The organism is Streptomyces sp. CNT372, from assembly GCF_000377145.1.
The window spans coordinates 569,219-584,150 of the sequence record NZ_KB897777.1 but is presented as its reverse complement, the minus strand read 5'-3'; the positions used below and the strand labels follow the sequence as shown (position 1 = coordinate 584,150).

Here is a 14,932-nt window from a genome sequence, read left to right as displayed (position 1 = left end):
ACCAGCGACCTCCTGTACAGTCTCTCTCGCAGCCAGGAGAACACACCGGCTGCGACACCTGGTCCTGTGGAGCAGTTTGGAGTGCTCGCCACCCTGTCAAGGTGGAGGCCGCGGGTTCAAATCCCGTCAGGACCGCAGCAGTCGAAGGCCCGCATCGAGTCGATGCGGGCCTTCGTCGTGCGCCTTCGTGCCGACGGCGCTGTGTGCGCGGAGGGTTGACGTCCTCTCGGGGGCCCGGTACTCCGGTCTCCAGGCCCTTGGACGCCCGAGGGGACGGCACTCACCGGGAGGTGACGCGCATGGCGGCGTCCTCCGCGAGACGGCACGAGACCCGCGCGCTGCTGCGCGCCCATCTGGCGGCCGCCACGGGCTACCGCCACCTCACACGCACCTGTCCGGTCTGCCACCGCCTCCAACGGCTCGCCATGGAACGCCCGGAGGCGCCGGCTGCCGAGCGGCCCGCGCCGGCACCCGCCTCCGGGAGACCGGCACCCGCACCCGCACCCGCACCCGAGGGTCCCGGGAGACCCGCCGACGGGGACCACGGTCCTCCCGACGGGTGACCAACGCCCCCTGCAGCGCACCCTCTTCAGTGACACGCTGGATTTTGGCAAGAGTTGGGCACTGTGACGGGTGTCACCGAACATGTTTCAGGAACCCCCACGTTTAACCCCTCCCTACAACGCCCACATTTAGTATGTGCCATTGCACTGCCTCCAGGGCTCCCCGGGTGTCGCACGGGGACCCTCCCGGGGCGCGACACCGATGTCATACCGGCCGGCCCGGATGCCCTGCCCAAAGCTTCCGCGCGGCCTCCCGGGAGCCCGGGAGCCCCTGTTCAGGGCATGAAAAAAATCGCGCTGGACCCGGCGGAGTCCAGCGCGATCGACGACGAAGACCTGTTGGGGCAGGTGCACGTCAGGTGGAGCCTGTGATGGGTGGTTCAGGAGTGGGGGCCCCTGAAGCGCCCGGTCAAAAGGGGTGTTCAGGCCTCGCTGCGCTGCTGCGGAATACCCGCCAGCAGTGCGCGGACCTCTGCCTCGCGGTAACGGCGGTGTCCTCCGAGCGTGCGGATGGACGTGAGCTTGCCCGCCTTAGCCCAGCGGGTGACCGTCTTCGGGTCCACGCGGAACATCGTGGCAACCTCAGCCGGGGTCAGCAGCGGCTCGGCATCAGGGGTGCGAGCGGTCATGAGCGGCCTCCTCGGGAGAACCGAACGTTCTCGGTTCTTTCCTCTAAATTCTGCACCTTGACCCACGTCGCCCGAAATGGCAGACGCGGGCCGAGTCGGTTATAGGACGAACGGCTTGTCCTCGGCACTACAACTACACCATCTGTCCAGCCACGTCGGCCAAACCGATGGAATTGCCCTCTCAGGTGTCCATCAGTGGCCGAAGCCCGATGGACCATGCCATAACGGACAGTCATGTCACAGTAACGATCAGTCACAGAGCGATCAGGAGTCGTCAGACCCCCCATAGAGTGCAATGCTGAGCAATCCGCCCACGGCAGGACGGAAGGAACCCTCCCCGGACTCCTTGTCCTATTTTGACACGAGGGGAGGCGATGGGCGCAAGGGAGCGGTTAGTGCGGTCCGTCACCCTTGAGGGAATCGTCCGGATCAGGACCTCTGTCCCCCTCGGCCCGGCCCGCCGTCACCCCGGCCGTCAGTTGGCGAACTGACGGTCCCTCACGGCCCGCCAGCGCTCCGTCAGCCGTCCGTACACCGTGGCGGCCGTCTCACCGTCGCCGTCCCGCAGCGCCGCCAGCGCCCGCGCGGTGTCCGCCGCCGAGCGGTCGCCGGCCAGCAGCTCGCCGGGGAGGGCGTGCACCAGACCGCCGTAGTCCAGCTCCACCAGCGAGCGCGGGTGGAACTCCTCCAGCCAGCGGCCGACGTCCACCAGGCTCTCGGTCAGCGGCCCCTCGTCGATCGCCTCCCGCAGGGTGCGCAACCCCCGCGCCAGCCGGCGGCGCGCCTCGACCATGGGCGTCCGGTACCGCAGCAGCGGCGCGTCCGACTCCCAGGCCCGCTCCTCGTCGGCGAAGAGGACGAACCAGCCGACCGGAACCCCCCACACCGCCGTCCTGATCCACGGCCGCGCCTCCGGGTTCCGCTCCCGCCACCGCTCGTGGTCCGCCGCGGCCTGCGCCCGGACCACCGGCGGCAGGACCGCGTCGAGCAGCGGCCCCGGCAGCCGGCCGGGCAGCTCCGCCAGCGCCAGCCAGCCCCGCAGCCGGGTGCGCCACGGGCAGACGCACACCACCCCGCCGACCTCCGCCACGAAGGCGTCCGCGCTCTCGTGGACCCGGACGGGGACCGGCGGGACGGGGACCAAGTCGGCCAGCGAGCGGCGCAGTTCGTCCTGGGCGGTGGGCCCCGCGCCCCGGGCCGCGTACCGCTCCCAGTGCGCCCGCTCGGGCTCCGGGAAGGCCGCCAGCGGCTCGTAGACCCGCAGATAGGCCGCGTACGGGACAAGGACCGAGGACAGCGCTGGCATACGCAAATCCTTCCACGCCCGGGGGGTCTCCCGCGGGCCGGACCGGACCCCGGGGCCGGTCGCGGGCGGCGCGAGCGGGTGATCCTCGGCACTGTGTCCGCCCTACGCGCGCGTAGGACTTACTCTCGTGCCGAACCGGGCCTTCCCCACCCACAGGAAGACCCTCCCCCCGCCGCTTCTCTCTTGGGAGTCACCACCGTGACCGATGTGACCGGCGCCAGTGTCGACGTACTGAACACCCTGTTCCGATCGGAGCAGGGCGGACACGAGCAAGTCGTGCTCTGCCAGGACCGCGCCACCGGCCTGAAGGCCGTCATCGCCCTTCACTCCACCGCCCTGGGCCCCGGCCTCGGCGGCACCCGCTTCTACCCCTACGCCACCGAGCAGGAGGCCGTCACCGACGCGCTCAACCTCTCCCGGGGCATGTCCTACAAGAACGCCATGGCCGGTCTCGACCACGGCGGCGGCAAGGCAGTGATCATCGGCGACCCCGAGCAGATCAAGACGGAGGAGCTCCTCCTCGCCTACGGCCGCTTCGTGGACTCCCTCGGCGGGCGCTACGTCACCGCCTGCGACGTCGGCACCTACGTCGCCGACATGGACGTCGTCGCCCGCGCGAGCCGCTGGGTCACCGGCCGCTCCCCCGAGAACGGCGGCGCCGGCGACTCCTCGGTGCTCACCGCCTTCGGCGTCTACCAGGGCATGCGCGCCTCCGCCCAGCACCTGTGGGGCGACCCCTCGCTGCGCGGCCGCAGGGTCGGCGTGGCCGGCGTCGGCAAGGTCGGCCACTACCTGGTCGGCCACCTGGTCGACGAGGGCGCCGAGGTCGTGGTGACCGATGTGCGGGAGGAGTCCGTCCGCCGGGTGCGCGACCGCCACCCGCAGGTCACCGCCGTCGCCGACACGGCCGCCCTGATCCGCACCCCGGGCCTGGACGTCTACGCCCCCTGCGCCCTCGGCGGCGCGCTCGACGACGCGACCGTCCCGGTGCTCACCGCCTCGGTCGTCTGCGGCGCGGCCAACAACCAGCTCGCCCACCCGGGGGTCGAGAAGGACCTCGCCGACCGCGGGATCCTGTACGCCCCCGACTACGTGGTCAACGCGGGCGGGGTCATCCAGGTCGCCGACGAGCTGAACGGCTTCGACTTCGACCGCTGCAAGACCAAGGCGTCGAAGATCTACGAGACCACGCTCGCCATATTCGCACGTGCGAAGGAGGACGGGATTCCGCCGGCCGCCGCGGCCGACCGGATCGCCGAGCAGCGGATCGCGGAGGCACGGCTGCGCTGAGCCGCCGCGGGCGCCCGGCCCGCCCGACCGGGAGACAAGACTCACCCCGGTCGGCGGGTCGGGCGCGAAGAAGAGGTTAAAATCGCAGTTGACCAGCGAGGACGGGGCGCCTCGCGGGTTGTGTGACGTGGCACCTCATGCGGGCGGCGTACCGTATGGCCGCGGAAACAGGTACCGTTGAAGCCCTACGGACCGAGCTCTCCGAGGGGAGCCCGTTCCGCATCATGAACGCGTGTCAAGACTCTGGGGCCGTCGAGCCCCGTCACCGAGGGGGTCGAGCCATGGGGCGCGGCCGGGCCAAGGCCAAGCAGACAAAGGTCGCCCGCCAGCTGAAGTACAACAGCGGCGGGACTGACCTGTCGCGTCTGGCCAACGAGCTGGGCGCATCGACTTCGAGTCAGCTCTCGAACCAGCCGCCGAACGGCGAGGCGTTCGAGGACGACGACGAGGAAGACGACCCGTACGCACGGTACGCGGACATGTACAACGACGACGGGGACGAGGACGACGAGTCCGGCCCTTCGTCGCAGCGCCGCGGCGCTTGACGCTTCACCCACCGACCCGGTCCGAGGCCCGACCCCGGACCGGGTTCTGTGCGCTCTCCGTGCTGTCCGGCCCGGGTCCCGTACCCGCCGGCCGGTGAGGCGGCGGCCCTCCCGGGCCGGCCGCCTTCTCGTCGTGCCGTCACTGTCACCGGCATCCCCGGACCCGTGCCCTCAGCGGGCGTACGCCCCGGTCAGCTCGGCGCCGGTCGCCCGGTCGCCACGCTCGGTGATCCGCCCGGCCACCCAGGCGTCCACACCGCGGTCCGCCAGGGTCGCGAGCGCCACGTCGACCGAGGTCTCCGGGACGACCGCCATCATGCCGACGCCCATGTTCAGCGTCTTCTCCAGTTCCAGCTGCTCGACCTGACCCGTCTTCCCGACCATGTCGAACACCGCGCCCGGGGTCCAGGTCGAGCGGTCCACCTCGGCGTGCAGTCCGTCCGGTACGACCCGGGCGAGGTTGGCCGCGAGCCCGCCGCCGGTGATGTGGCTGAAGGCGTGCACCTCGGTGGTGCGGATCAGGGCCAGGCAGTCGAGCGAGTAGATCCTGGTCGGCTCCAGCAGCTCCTCGCCGAGGGTGCGGCCGAACTCCTCGACCCGCGCCTCCAGCGCCAGCTTCGCCCGGTCGAACAGCACATGCCGGACCAGCGAGTACCCGTTCGAGTGAAGGCCGGAGGACGCCATCGCGATGACCACGTCACCCGTACGGATGCGATCCGGACCCAGCACCCGGTCGGCCTCCACCACACCGGTGCCGGCGCCCGCGACGTCGAAGTCGTCCGGTCCGAGCAGGCCGGGGTGCTCGGCGGTCTCGCCGCCGACCAGGGCGGTGCCCGCCAGGACGCAGCCCTCGGCGATGCCCTTGACGATCCCGGCCACCCGCTCGGGGTGGACCTTGCCGACGCAGATGTAGTCGGTCATGAACAGCGGCTCGGCACCGCAGACGACGATGTCGTCCATGACCATGGCGACCAGGTCGTGGCCGATGGTGTCGTACACACCGAGCTGCCGGGCGATGTCGACCTTCGTGCCGACGCCGTCGGTCGCGGAGGCGAGCAGCGGGCGCTCGTAGCGCTTGAGGGCGGAGGCGTCGAAGAGGCCGGCGAAACCGCCGATGCCGCCGAGACCGGCGACCTCGGGGCGCTGGGTCTTCTTCACCCACTCCTTCATCAGCTCGACGGCGCGGTCGCCCGCTTCGATGTCGACACCTGCCGCGGCGTAGCTGGCACCGGTGGTCTGAGACATGGCTTCAGAGCTTTCGTGTCGTTACTGCGGGGGGTCTTACGGGCGGCGCAGCGCGTCGGCCGCCGCGGTGGCGGCGGGCCCGGCGGCCAGCTCGGTCTCCAGGAGCTGCTTGCCGAGGAGCTCCGGGTCCGGCAGTTCCATCGGGTACTCGCCGTCGAAGCAGGCGCGGCACAGGTTCGGCTTGTCGATCGTCGTGGCGTCGATCATGCCGTCGATGGAGATGTAGGCCAGGGAGTCGGCGCCCAGCGAGGAGCCGATCTCGTCGATGGTCATGCCGTTGGCGATGAGCTCCGCCCGGGTGGCGAAGTCGATGCCGAAGAAGCAGGGCCACTTCACCGGCGGGGAGGAGATCCGGATGTGGACCTCGGCGGCGCCGGCCTCGCGGAGCATCTTCACCAGGGCGCGCTGGGTGTTGCCGCGGACGATCGAGTCGTCGACCACGACCAGGCGCTTGCCCCGGATGACCTCCTTGAGGGGGTTCAGCTTGAGGCGGATGCCGAGCTGCCGGATGGTCTGCGAGGGCTGGATGAAGGTGCGACCGACATAGGCGTTCTTCACCAGGCCGGAGCCGTACGGGATACCGCTCGCCTCGGCGTAGCCGATCGCGGCGGGGGTGCCGGACTCCGGCGTCGCTATGACGAGATCGGCCTCGACAGGGGCTTCCTTGGCCAGTTTCCGGCCCATTTCGACGCGCGAGAGGTACACGTTCCGGCCCGCGATGTCCGTGTCCGGACGGGCCAGGTAGACGTACTCGAAGACGCAGCCCTTGGGCTTCGCTTCCGCGAATCGGGAGGTGCGGATGCCGTTCTCGTCGATGGCGATCATCTCGCCGGGCTCGACCTCGCGGACGTAGGCCGCGCCGCAGATGTCGAGGGCGGCGGACTCGGAGGCGACGACCCAGCCCCGCTCCAGCCGGCCGAGGACCAGCGGGCGGATGCCCTGCGGGTCGCGGGCCGCGTAGAGGGTGGACTCGTCCATGAAGACCAGGGAGAAGGCGCCCCGCACCTCGGGGAGGACCTTGGCGGCCGCCTCCTCGACGGTGAGCGGCTTCCCGTCCTCGTCGACCTGGCCGGCGAGGAGGGCCGTGACCAGGTCGGTGTCGTTGGTCGCGGCGACCTGGGTGGCCCGGCCGTTCTCCTTGGGGAGGTCGGCGACCATCTCCGCGAGCTGCGCGGTGTTGACCAGGTTGCCGTTGTGGCCGAGCGCGATCGAGCCGTGGGCCGTGGCCCGGAAGGTCGGCTGCGCGTTCTCCCACACGGAGGCGCCGGTGGTCGAGTACCGGGCGTGACCGACCGCGATATGGCCGGTCAGGGAGCCGAGGGAGGTTTCGTCGAAGACCTGGGAGACCAGTCCCATGTCCTTGAAGACGAGGATCTGGGAGCCGTTGCTGACCGCGATTCCCGCGGATTCCTGGCCTCGATGCTGGAGGGCGTAGAGCCCGAAGTAAGTGAGCTTGGCGACCTCTTCGCCCGGAGCCCAGACACCGAAGACGCCGCAAGCGTCCTGGGGGCCCTTCTCGCCGGGGAGCAGGTCGTGGTTGAGTCGTCCGTCACCACGTGGCACGGCACCGAGTGTAGGCGAGATCGACCACTGGTCCGAATTGGGGATGCCGTGCAAGGGCTTTCTCCCGGCCTCGGGGGCTATGTGATCCGGCCTCGGAACTGATCGTTTTGACGGTGCGCGCGGGGCTTCCGGATCACCTCGGGCCCCGGCCCTCCGGGCCCGGCGCCGGCCGGAACGGCCCCTGGCCGCACGGCCGGACACCACAGGCCACCCCGGCGGCGCGGCCCCGGGCACGGGGCCGCCCGGGGCCCGGCGCGGACCGCGCCGGAACGCCCCGCCGGCGCGTGGGCGAGTTCACACCGGAACCCGCCGCGGAACACCGGCGCGCCGGGTCCCGCGCATCCGCCGGGACGGTACGCGGGAGCCGCCGCGTCGGCCGGGGCGGTACGCGGGAGCCGCCGCGTCGGCCGGGGCGGTACGCGGGAGCCGCCGCGTCGGCCGGGGCGGTACGCGGGAGCCGCCGCGTCGGCCGGGGCGGGCGGCAGGCGGGTCCCGCGGCGGCGGCTGCGCGCCGGCCGGGCGCCGGGAGGGTCAGGAGGCGGCCGCGCGGGCCACGACGCCCTTGCCGTTCTCGGCGGTCAGCGTCAGGGAACGGTCCTCGACCTCGTACGTCACCGGGCCGGACTCCAGGAGCGCGGTGAGCTGCCGCTCCAGGTCCATCTCCGGACCGGGGCAGAGCTTCCGGGTGGCGGCGATCCGGCCGAAGGTGATCGTGTCCCCCTTCACCTCCGCCGTGCTGGAGAAGCGGTTGCAGCCCAGGCTGCCGCCGACCGTGCCGTCCTCGGCGATGGTCAGGTGCGCCTTGTTCTCGGTGCCCTCGGGCACGGAGGCGGCCGTCGTGCCGTCCACGAGGGAGTCCACGGTCCACTTGGTGCCCTTCAGGGGCGCCGGCTTCTCGGCGGAGAGTGCGATGGTGTCCCCCTCGCCCGTCGTGAGGGTGAGCCGGCCGTCCGTGAGCTTCGCCTTCAGCTCCCCGGTCAGCGCGCCGCGCAGGGCGTCCTCGAAGCCCTGCACCTCCCCCTCGCATGCCTTCTCGGTCATCCGGCTCTCGCCCACGGTCACGGTGTCGCCCTTGACGGTGACGTCCGCGCCGAACTGGTTGCAGCCGTAGCTGCCCTCGGCGCGCCCCTCGTCGGTGATCTCGACATGGGCGCCCTCGGGGGCGGCGCTGCGTTTCCCGTCGACGGTGAGGCTGTCGACGGACCACCGGACGCCGGAGAGCGGCACGTCCGGCGCCACCGAACCGCCGCCCGCGGAGCCCGCCGGGGACTCCGTGCCGCAGGCGGCGAGCGCGAGGAGGGCCAGTGCGGTCACAGGGATGCTCAGTCGGTTGCGCATGCGGATGGGACGGAGCCGGCCCCCGACCGGTTCCCTCCGGGGTCCCGGCCCGGAGCGCACACGGCCCGCCGCTCAGCCGAGGATCGGCAGCAGCGCGCCCAGGTCGGCCCGCTCCCCGCCGGCGCTGACCTGCGCCTTCTCCCGGGCGTCGGCCCAGCTCTGGCGGCCGGTGGCGAGCCTGGTCCAGGTGAGCGGATCGGTCTCCACGACGTTCGGCGGGGTCCCCCGGGTGTGCCGGGGGCCCTCGACGCACTGCACGACCGCGAACGGCGGGACGCGCACCTCGGTCGAGGCGCCGGGCGCCTTCACGGCGAGGGCGTCCGCGAGCAGCCGGGTGCACGCGGCGAGCGCCTGCCGGTCGTACGGGATCTCCAGCCCGGCCGCGTCGTTGAGGTCGTCGGTGTGGACGATCAGTTCGACGGTCCGGGTGACCAGGAAGTCGCCGAGCCGCATGCCGCCGAAACGCATCGGGACCAGCCGCTCGGCCGGGGCGCCGGGCAGCAGGGCGCCGACCCGCTCGGCGGTGCGCGCGTAGAGCTCGGGGAGGGTGCCGCCCGCGGCGAAGGCGCGGGTGTCCTCGTCGACCCGGCCCGCCGCCGTCACCGTCGCGAACGGCCAGTCCAGGAGGGCCAGATCGGCCTTCGCGGGCTCCGGCTGCTCCAGGTATCCGGCGACCAGACCGGTCACCATGGCGATGTGCGCGGCGAGTTCGCGCACCGTCCAGTCGCCGAGGCGGGTGGGCAGGGCGAGTTGCCCGGACGTCAGTCCCTCCACGGCCTCACGGACGTGTCCGAACTGCGCCAGGACGGCGGCCCTGGTCCGGTCGTGGTCGTACGTCCTCGGGCGCTTCTTGGCAGGCGGCATGGTCCGAGCCTACGGCGCGGGCGGGGCCGTGGGCCCGCCGCCCGGGACGGGCTCCCGGGCGGGCCGGGCGGGAGCGGACTCCCGAGCGGACCGTGCGAGCGGACCGGGGGCGGCGGGGGCGGCGGCGGGGCCGGCCGTGAACGCCTCGCCGTTCGCGGGCACACCCACCCCGCGCCAGTGGAACGGGATGCCGTACGCGGTCTCGGAATCGGGGCCGTCCATGAGCTGGAAGTGCAGATGCGGCTCGCTGGAGTTGCCGGAGTTGCCGCACGCGCCGATCACCTGCCCGGCGCTCACCCGGTCCCCGGGGCGCACGGTGAGCGAGCCGCGCCGCAGATGCCCGTAGACCGCGTGGACACCGTCGCCGAGGTCGAGGACCAGATGGTTGCCGAGGACCCGGCGCGGGCCGCCGATGTCCCGGAAGGAGCCTTCCACGAAGAGCATGAAGAGGGCGGCGGGCACGGAGTTGCGGCTGAGGTGGTCGCGCTGCCGGTCCTCGCAGTGCACCACGGTGGCGTCGGCCACCGCGTGGAGCGGGGCCCCGAAGGCGGGGAAGTCCCGCGCGGGGCGGGCCAGGGGCCACAGTGCGGCGAACGCGGGGCGGGGCCGGTCCTCCGGCTCGGCGATGACGTCGATGGCGTAGGTCTGGCCGTAGGTGTGGGTGCCGTGGCTCGGGGTGCGGTCGGCGGGGCTGTGCAGGGCGGTCCAGCGGCCCGAGACGGGCGGGCCCACCTCGACCGCCTCGCGCCGCCGCAGCCGGACGGCGCGCCGGTGGTGTACGGCCGTCCCCAGCCCGATCGCCAGGGCGAGCAGGGCGGGCAGCCACAGCCAGAACCGGCCGAAGGGCCAGTCGACCAGGAAGGTGCTGGTGACGCAGGCGAAGAACGCCAGCCAGGCGGTCCTGCGCACCGCGGCGAGGATCTTGAGGGTGGTGCGGGCGGTCATGGGCTTCCCCTGTCGCGTCGTGTCGGGCGTCGTCTCCGCCGGGCCGGGGAACCCCGCGGTCGGAGCCGGATGGCGGGGTTCCCCGGCCCGGGGGCGGTCAGGGTCGTGCGGCGGTCAGCACCACCAGCAGCGGGACGACCCGCGCGGGGGGCACCTCGTAGCGGCCGCGGCCGGCCGGGTGCAGCCAGCCGGTGCCGCTGAGCTGGCGCAGATGGTGGTAGATCTGGCCGGTCGTGCCGAGCCCCGCCAGCTCGGCCAGCTCGGCGGCGGTACGGCGGCCGGCCAGGATCTCGCGCAGCAGCCGCAGCCGGACCGGATGCCCGAGGGCGGCCAGCGGTTCGGCGCGGTCCGCCCACTCCTCGCTCTCCTCGCCCAGCAGGGACTCGGTGGCGAGGGCGTACTGCCACTCGTAGCGCTCGCCGGGCGGCAGCCGGACGGCGCCGGTGAACAGCACCCCGCCGTCCTCCGCGCCGAGGCCGTCGAGCTGCTGCTTCAGCCCGTCGAGGGCCCAGAAATCGCCGTCCGCGGCACCGGGAGCACCGGCCGCGCCGGACGCGGCGGCTTCCAGCGCGGCCAACCGCGCCTCCAGCGCCGCGACCCGTTCCTCCAGTTCCATGGCTCTGAGATTACGTAATTACGTATAAGCGTGCAAGGGTCGCCGAGGGGAACGCCGAAGCCCCGCCCGGACGGACCGGGCGGGGCTTGGATGCCGTGCGGAGAAGGGCGCGAGGTCAGACGAGCAGACCCGGGACGGTCTCCTCGTGCGCCGTACGCAGTTCGGCGAGCGGGATGCCGAACTCGCCCTGGACCTCGACCGCGTCGCCGTCGACGACGCCGATCCGGGTCGCGGGCAGCCCGCGCGCACCGCACATGTCGGTGAAGCGGAGCTCCTCACTGCGCGGGACGGCGACGACCGCGCGGCCGGCCGACTCGCTCAGCAGGAAGGTGAACGCGTCCAGGCCGTCCGGGACGACCAGCCGGGCGCCCTTCCCGCCGCGCAGGCAGGACTCGGTGACGGCCTGGATCAGACCGCCGTCCGAGAGGTCGTGCGCCGCGTCGATCATGCCGTCGCGGGAGGCCGAGATCAGGATCTCGGCGAGCAGCTTCTCCCGCTCCAGGTCCACGGCCGGCGGCAGACCGCCGAGGTGGTCGTGGACGACCTGCGACCAGGCCGAGCCGCCGAACTCCTCGCGGGTGTCACCGAGCAGGTAGAGCAGCTGCCCCTCCTCGGCGAAGGCGATCGGGGTGCGGCGCGTGACGTCGTCGATCACACCGAGGACCGCCACCACCGGGGTGGGGTGGATCGCCGTCTCCCCGGTCTGGTTGTAGAGGGAGACATTGCCGCCGGTCACCGGGGTGCCGAGCACCAGGCAGCCGTCCGCGAGACCGCGGGTGGCCTCGGCGAACTGCCACATCACGTCCGGGTCCTCGGGGGAGCCGAAGTTGAGGCAGTCGGAGATCGCCAGCGGCTTCGCGCCGGAGGCGGCCACGTTCCGGTACGCCTCCGCGAGCGCGAGCTGCGCACCCGTGTAGGGGTCGAGCTTGGCGTACCGGCCGTTGCCGTCGGTCGCCATGGCCACGCCGAGGTTGGTCTCCTCGTCGATGCGGACCATGCCCGCGTCCTCGGGCTGGGCGAGCACGGTGTTGCCCTGCACGAAGCGGTCGTACTGGTCGGTGATCCACGCCTTGGAGGCCTGGTTCGGGGAGGCGACCAGCTTCAGGACCTGGGCGCGCAGCTCCTCGGAGGTGGCCGGGCGGGGCAGCGCGTTCGCGTCGTCGGCCTGGAGCGCGTCCTGCCAGGACGGGCGGGCGTACGGGCGCTGGTAGACCGGGCCCTCGTGGGCGACCGTACGCGGGGGCACGTCCACGATCTGCTCGCCGTGCCAGAAGATCTCCAGCCGCTGGCCGTCGGTGACCTCACCGATCACGGTGGCGATGACGTCCCACTTCTCGCAGATGGCGAGGAAGCGGTCGACCTTCTCCGGTTCGACGATCGCGCACATGCGCTCCTGCGACTCGCTCATGAGGATCTCCTCGGGCGAGAGGGTCGCGTCGCGCAGGTGGACGCGGTCCAGCTCGACGCGCATACCGCCGGAGCCGGCGCTCGCCAGCTCCGAGGTGGCGCAGGAGAGCCCGGCGCCGCCGAGGTCCTGGATGCCCGCGACCAGCTTCTCCTTGAAGATCTCCAGGGTGCACTCGATGAGCAGCTTCTCCTGGAACGGGTCGCCGACCTGGACGGCGGGGCGCTTGGTGGGCTTCGAGTCGTCGAAGGTCTCGGACGCGAGGACCGAGACGCCGCCGATGCCGTCGCCGCCGGTGCGGGCGCCGTACAGGATGACCTTGTTGCCCGCGCCGGAGGCCTTCGCCAGGTGGATGTCCTCGTGCTTCATCACACCGATGCAGCCGGCGTTGACCAGCGGGTTGCCCTGGTAGCAGGAGTCGAAGACGACCTCGCCGCCGATGTTCGGCAGGCCCAGGCAGTTGCCGTAGCCGCCGATGCCGGCGACCACACCGGGCAGCACGCGCTTGGTGTCGGGGTGGTCGGCCGCGCCGAAGCGCAGCGGGTCCACCACGGCGACCGGGCGGGCGCCCATCGCGAGGATGTCGCGCACGATGCCGCCGACTCCGGTGGCCGCGCCCTGGTAGGGCTCGATGTAGGAGGGGTGGTTGTGCGACTCGACCTTGAAGGTGACCGCGTAGCCCTGGCCGACGTCGACCACACCCGCGTTCTCGCCGATGCCGACGAGCAGGGCGTCGGACTCGGGGGCCTTCTCGCCGAACTGCTTCAGATGGACCTTGCTGCTCTTGTAGGAGCAGTGCTCGGACCACATGACGCTGTACATCGCCAGCTCGGCGCCGGTGGGCCGGCGGCCGAGGATCTCGCGGATGCGCGTGTACTCGTCCTCCTTGAGCCCGAGTTCCCGCCAGGGCTGCTCGGCGTCAGGGGTCCCGGAGGCGTGCTTGACGGTGTCGAGAGTCATCAGGCGCTGACCAACTTCTTGAGGATCGAGGTGAAGAATCCGAGCCCGTCGGTGCCACCGGTTCCGATGCCCGGCTCCACCGCGTGCTCGGGGTGCGGCATCAGGCCGACGACATTGCCCTCGGCGTTGGTGATCCCCGCGATGTCGCGGAGCGAGCCGTTGGGGTTGACGTCGAGGTAGCGGAAGGCGACCCGGCCCTCGGCCTCCAGCTCGTCGAGCGTGTGCTCGTCGGCGGTGTAGCGGCCGTCCATGTTCTTCAGGGGGACCGAGATCTCCTGGCCCCGGGCGTAGTCGGCGGTCCAGGCGGTGTCCGCGTTCTCGACGCGCAGCTTCTGGTCGCGGCAGATGAAGTGCAGATGGTTGTTCCGCAGCATCGCGCCGGGCAGCAGGTGCGCCTCGGTGAGGATCTGGAAGCCGTTGCAGATGCCGAGGACCGGCATACCGCCCCGGGCCTGCTCGATGATCGTCTCCATCACGGGGGAGAAGCGCGAGATGGCGCCGGCGCGCAGATAGTCGCCGTAGCTGAACCCGCCGGCCAGGACGACCGCGTCGACCTGGTGGAGGTCCTTGTCGCGGTGCCAGAGCGACACCGGCTCGGCGCCCGCGAGACGGACCGCGCGCAGGGCGTCCCGGTCGTCGAGCGTCCCGGGGAAGGTGACGACTCCGATGCGTGCGGTCACGACTCGACCCTCACGACGAAGTCCTCGATGACGGTGTTGGCGAGGAAGGTCTCGGCCATCTCGTGGATGCGGGCGAGGGCGGCGTCGTCGACCGGCCCGTCCACCTCCAGCTCGAAGCGCTTCCCCTGACGTACGTCCGCGATGCCGTCGAACCCCAGTCGGGGCAGTGCACGCTGCACCGCCTGCCCCTGGGGGTCGAGGATCTCCGGCTTGAGCATGACGTCGACTACGACGCGAGCCACGGGCACTCCCGGTGGTGTGTTGCGAGGGCGGTTCCCTCAGCGTACCCGGCCGGAAAATCTACGCGGGTAGATATTCAGAAGGGACGACCGGGAAATCCCGGACACAATCCTGAAGCACTTTGCACCGGACACGCGCAGACAATTGGCGGGGCTTCACAATGCACCGCCGACCGCTGTACAAAGGAATACAGAGGAAAGCAGCATTGCGCCTCGACTGCCGAAAATCCGGTGTCTGCGCACGTCAGAAGCGTCGGCACCGCAGGGAAAGGACCGATGTCCGTGGCTCAGCGAGTAGTGGTCGAGCTCTCCGACGACATCGACGGGGGAGCAGCGGCGGAAACGGTCACGTTCGGCCTCGACGGGAAGTCGTACGAGATCGACCTCAATACGTCCAATGCCAAGAAACTGCGCAAGGCACTGGCTCCGTACATGGCGGCCGGACGAAAGCGGGCGGCGGGCGGCACGAAGCGCGAGCGCCCGGCCGGCGGGTACCGGCACACCTCCCTGGCGCCGGCGCCGGCGGCCGTCCGCGCCTGGGCACAGTCCCGCAAGATGGACGTCCCCGCCCGCGGCCGGATCCCCAAGCACGTCTACGAGGCGTTCCGCGAGGCGAGTTGAGACCTCCCGCTCCGGGCCGGGCCTCCGGGGCCGGCTCCGGAGGCCCGCCGCGAAGGCGAGTTGCACGGCACCCCGGGTGATCGGCTAGAGTCTGGAGCACGCCGAGGGGCGAGGCCGGAAGGC

Annotated in this window: 15 protein-coding genes and 1 tRNA gene; 5 read left to right on the top strand and 11 right to left on the bottom strand. The window is 71.9% G+C overall.

Annotated features, from left to right (window positions below; translation table 11 throughout):
- Window positions 1–60 precede the first annotated feature (60 nt).
- Both C593_RS0105225 and C593_RS33595 read left to right on the top strand, forming a co-directional pair.
- Window positions 61–135: transfer RNA gene (locus C593_RS0105225), tRNA-Asp, on the top strand.
- A 164-nt stretch (window positions 136–299) separates the two neighbouring features.
- Entirely contained in the window at window positions 300–563 is a 264-nt protein-coding gene (locus tag C593_RS33595) for a DUF6274 family protein (RefSeq protein ID WP_078521181.1), read from the top strand.
- 422 nt (window positions 564–985) lie between these two features.
- Here C593_RS33595 and bldC read toward each other — a convergent pair whose 3' ends face one another.
- A complete protein-coding gene (bldC, locus tag C593_RS0105215) occupies window positions 986–1,192 on the bottom strand; it encodes a developmental transcriptional regulator BldC (RefSeq protein WP_003949541.1) in 207 nt (68 codons plus the stop codon).
- A 475-nt stretch (window positions 1,193–1,667) separates the two neighbouring features.
- Window positions 1,668–2,498, bottom strand: a complete 831-nt coding sequence (locus C593_RS0105210) for a DUF8083 family protein (RefSeq protein ID WP_018846248.1) — start codon at window positions 2,496–2,498, stop codon at window positions 1,668–1,670.
- A gap of 198 nt (window positions 2,499–2,696) precedes the next feature.
- Here C593_RS0105210 and C593_RS0105205 point away from each other — a divergent pair, with 198 nt between their 5' ends.
- Both C593_RS0105205 and C593_RS0105200 read left to right on the top strand, forming a co-directional pair.
- Window positions 2,697–3,788 carry a Glu/Leu/Phe/Val dehydrogenase dimerization domain-containing protein gene (locus C593_RS0105205; protein ID WP_026277371.1) on the top strand — a complete coding sequence of 364 codons (1,092 nt, stop codon included), beginning with the start codon at window positions 2,697–2,699 and terminating at the stop codon, window positions 3,786–3,788.
- A 281-nt stretch (window positions 3,789–4,069) separates the two neighbouring features.
- Window positions 4,070–4,333 (top strand): DUF3073 domain-containing protein, encoded by a 264-nt coding sequence (locus C593_RS0105200; protein WP_026277370.1) that lies wholly within the window; start codon window positions 4,070–4,072, stop codon window positions 4,331–4,333.
- 171 nt (window positions 4,334–4,504) lie between these two features.
- Here the strand turns inward: C593_RS0105200 and purM are convergent, their stop codons facing one another.
- From purM to purS, 9 genes are all read right to left on the bottom strand, one after another.
- Window positions 4,505–5,578 carry a phosphoribosylformylglycinamidine cyclo-ligase gene (gene purM, locus C593_RS0105195; RefSeq protein WP_018846245.1) on the bottom strand — a complete coding sequence of 358 codons (1,074 nt, stop codon included), beginning with the start codon at window positions 5,576–5,578 and terminating at the stop codon, window positions 4,505–4,507.
- A gap of 36 nt (window positions 5,579–5,614) precedes the next feature.
- Window positions 5,615–7,141 (bottom strand): amidophosphoribosyltransferase, encoded by a 1,527-nt coding sequence (gene purF, locus C593_RS0105190; RefSeq protein ID WP_018846244.1) that lies wholly within the window; start codon window positions 7,139–7,141, stop codon window positions 5,615–5,617.
- A 531-nt stretch (window positions 7,142–7,672) separates the two neighbouring features.
- Window positions 7,673–8,479 carry an META domain-containing protein gene (locus C593_RS0105185; protein WP_026277369.1) on the bottom strand — a complete coding sequence of 269 codons (807 nt, stop codon included), beginning with the start codon at window positions 8,477–8,479 and terminating at the stop codon, window positions 7,673–7,675.
- 72 nt (window positions 8,480–8,551) lie between these two features.
- On the bottom strand, window positions 8,552–9,343 hold the full coding sequence (locus tag C593_RS0105180; RefSeq protein ID WP_018846242.1) for a maleylpyruvate isomerase family mycothiol-dependent enzyme: 792 nt from the start codon (window positions 9,341–9,343) through the stop codon (window positions 8,552–8,554).
- A 9-nt stretch (window positions 9,344–9,352) separates the two neighbouring features.
- Entirely contained in the window at window positions 9,353–10,288 is a 936-nt protein-coding gene (locus tag C593_RS0105175; RefSeq protein WP_018846241.1) for a M23 family metallopeptidase, read from the bottom strand.
- A 97-nt stretch (window positions 10,289–10,385) separates the two neighbouring features.
- Complete coding sequence (locus C593_RS0105170; protein ID WP_018846240.1) at window positions 10,386–10,904, bottom strand: winged helix-turn-helix domain-containing protein; 519 nt, start codon at window positions 10,902–10,904, stop codon at window positions 10,386–10,388.
- A gap of 115 nt (window positions 10,905–11,019) precedes the next feature.
- Window positions 11,020–13,269 (bottom strand): phosphoribosylformylglycinamidine synthase subunit PurL, encoded by a 2,250-nt coding sequence (purL, locus tag C593_RS28880; protein ID WP_018846238.1) that lies wholly within the window; start codon window positions 13,267–13,269, stop codon window positions 11,020–11,022.
- Window positions 13,269–13,949, bottom strand: a complete 681-nt coding sequence (purQ, locus tag C593_RS0105160; protein WP_018846237.1) for a phosphoribosylformylglycinamidine synthase subunit PurQ — start codon at window positions 13,947–13,949, stop codon at window positions 13,269–13,271. Before purQ ends, purL begins: the two co-directional genes overlap by 1 nt.
- The gene (gene purS / locus C593_RS0105155; protein WP_026277368.1) at window positions 13,946–14,191 is read right to left on the bottom strand and encodes a phosphoribosylformylglycinamidine synthase subunit PurS; all 246 of its coding nucleotides are present in this window, start codon (window positions 14,189–14,191) and stop codon (window positions 13,946–13,948) included. The genes purQ and purS overlap by 4 nt, the downstream gene beginning before the upstream one ends.
- 279 nt (window positions 14,192–14,470) lie before the next feature.
- Between purS and C593_RS0105150 the strand changes: the two genes are divergently transcribed.
- Complete coding sequence (locus C593_RS0105150; protein WP_486591074.1) at window positions 14,471–14,809, top strand: histone-like nucleoid-structuring protein Lsr2; 339 nt, start codon at window positions 14,471–14,473, stop codon at window positions 14,807–14,809.
- Window positions 14,810–14,932 lie beyond the last annotated feature (123 nt).

Coding starts and splice junctions, on each gene's coding strand:
- C593_RS33595 (WP_078521181.1), top strand. CDS start 300: ATGGCGGCGTCCTCCGCGAGACGGCACGAGACCCGCGCGCTGCTGCGC.
- bldC (WP_003949541.1), bottom strand. CDS start 1,192: ATGACCGCTCGCACCCCTGATGCCGAGCCGCTGCTGACCCCGGCTGAG.
- C593_RS0105210 (WP_018846248.1), bottom strand. CDS start 2,498: ATGCCAGCGCTGTCCTCGGTCCTTGTCCCGTACGCGGCCTATCTGCGG.
- C593_RS0105200 (WP_026277370.1), top strand. CDS start 4,070: ATGGGGCGCGGCCGGGCCAAGGCCAAGCAGACAAAGGTCGCCCGCCAG.
- purM (WP_018846245.1), bottom strand. CDS start 5,578: ATGTCTCAGACCACCGGTGCCAGCTACGCCGCGGCAGGTGTCGACATC.
- C593_RS0105185 (WP_026277369.1), bottom strand. CDS start 8,479: ATGCGCAACCGACTGAGCATCCCTGTGACCGCACTGGCCCTCCTCGCG.
- C593_RS0105180 (WP_018846242.1), bottom strand. CDS start 9,343: ATGCCGCCTGCCAAGAAGCGCCCGAGGACGTACGACCACGACCGGACC.
- C593_RS0105175 (WP_018846241.1), bottom strand. CDS start 10,288: ATGACCGCCCGCACCACCCTCAAGATCCTCGCCGCGGTGCGCAGGACC.
- C593_RS0105170 (WP_018846240.1), bottom strand. CDS start 10,904: ATGGAACTGGAGGAACGGGTCGCGGCGCTGGAGGCGCGGTTGGCCGCG.
- purL (WP_018846238.1), bottom strand. CDS start 13,269: ATGACTCTCGACACCGTCAAGCACGCCTCCGGGACCCCTGACGCCGAG.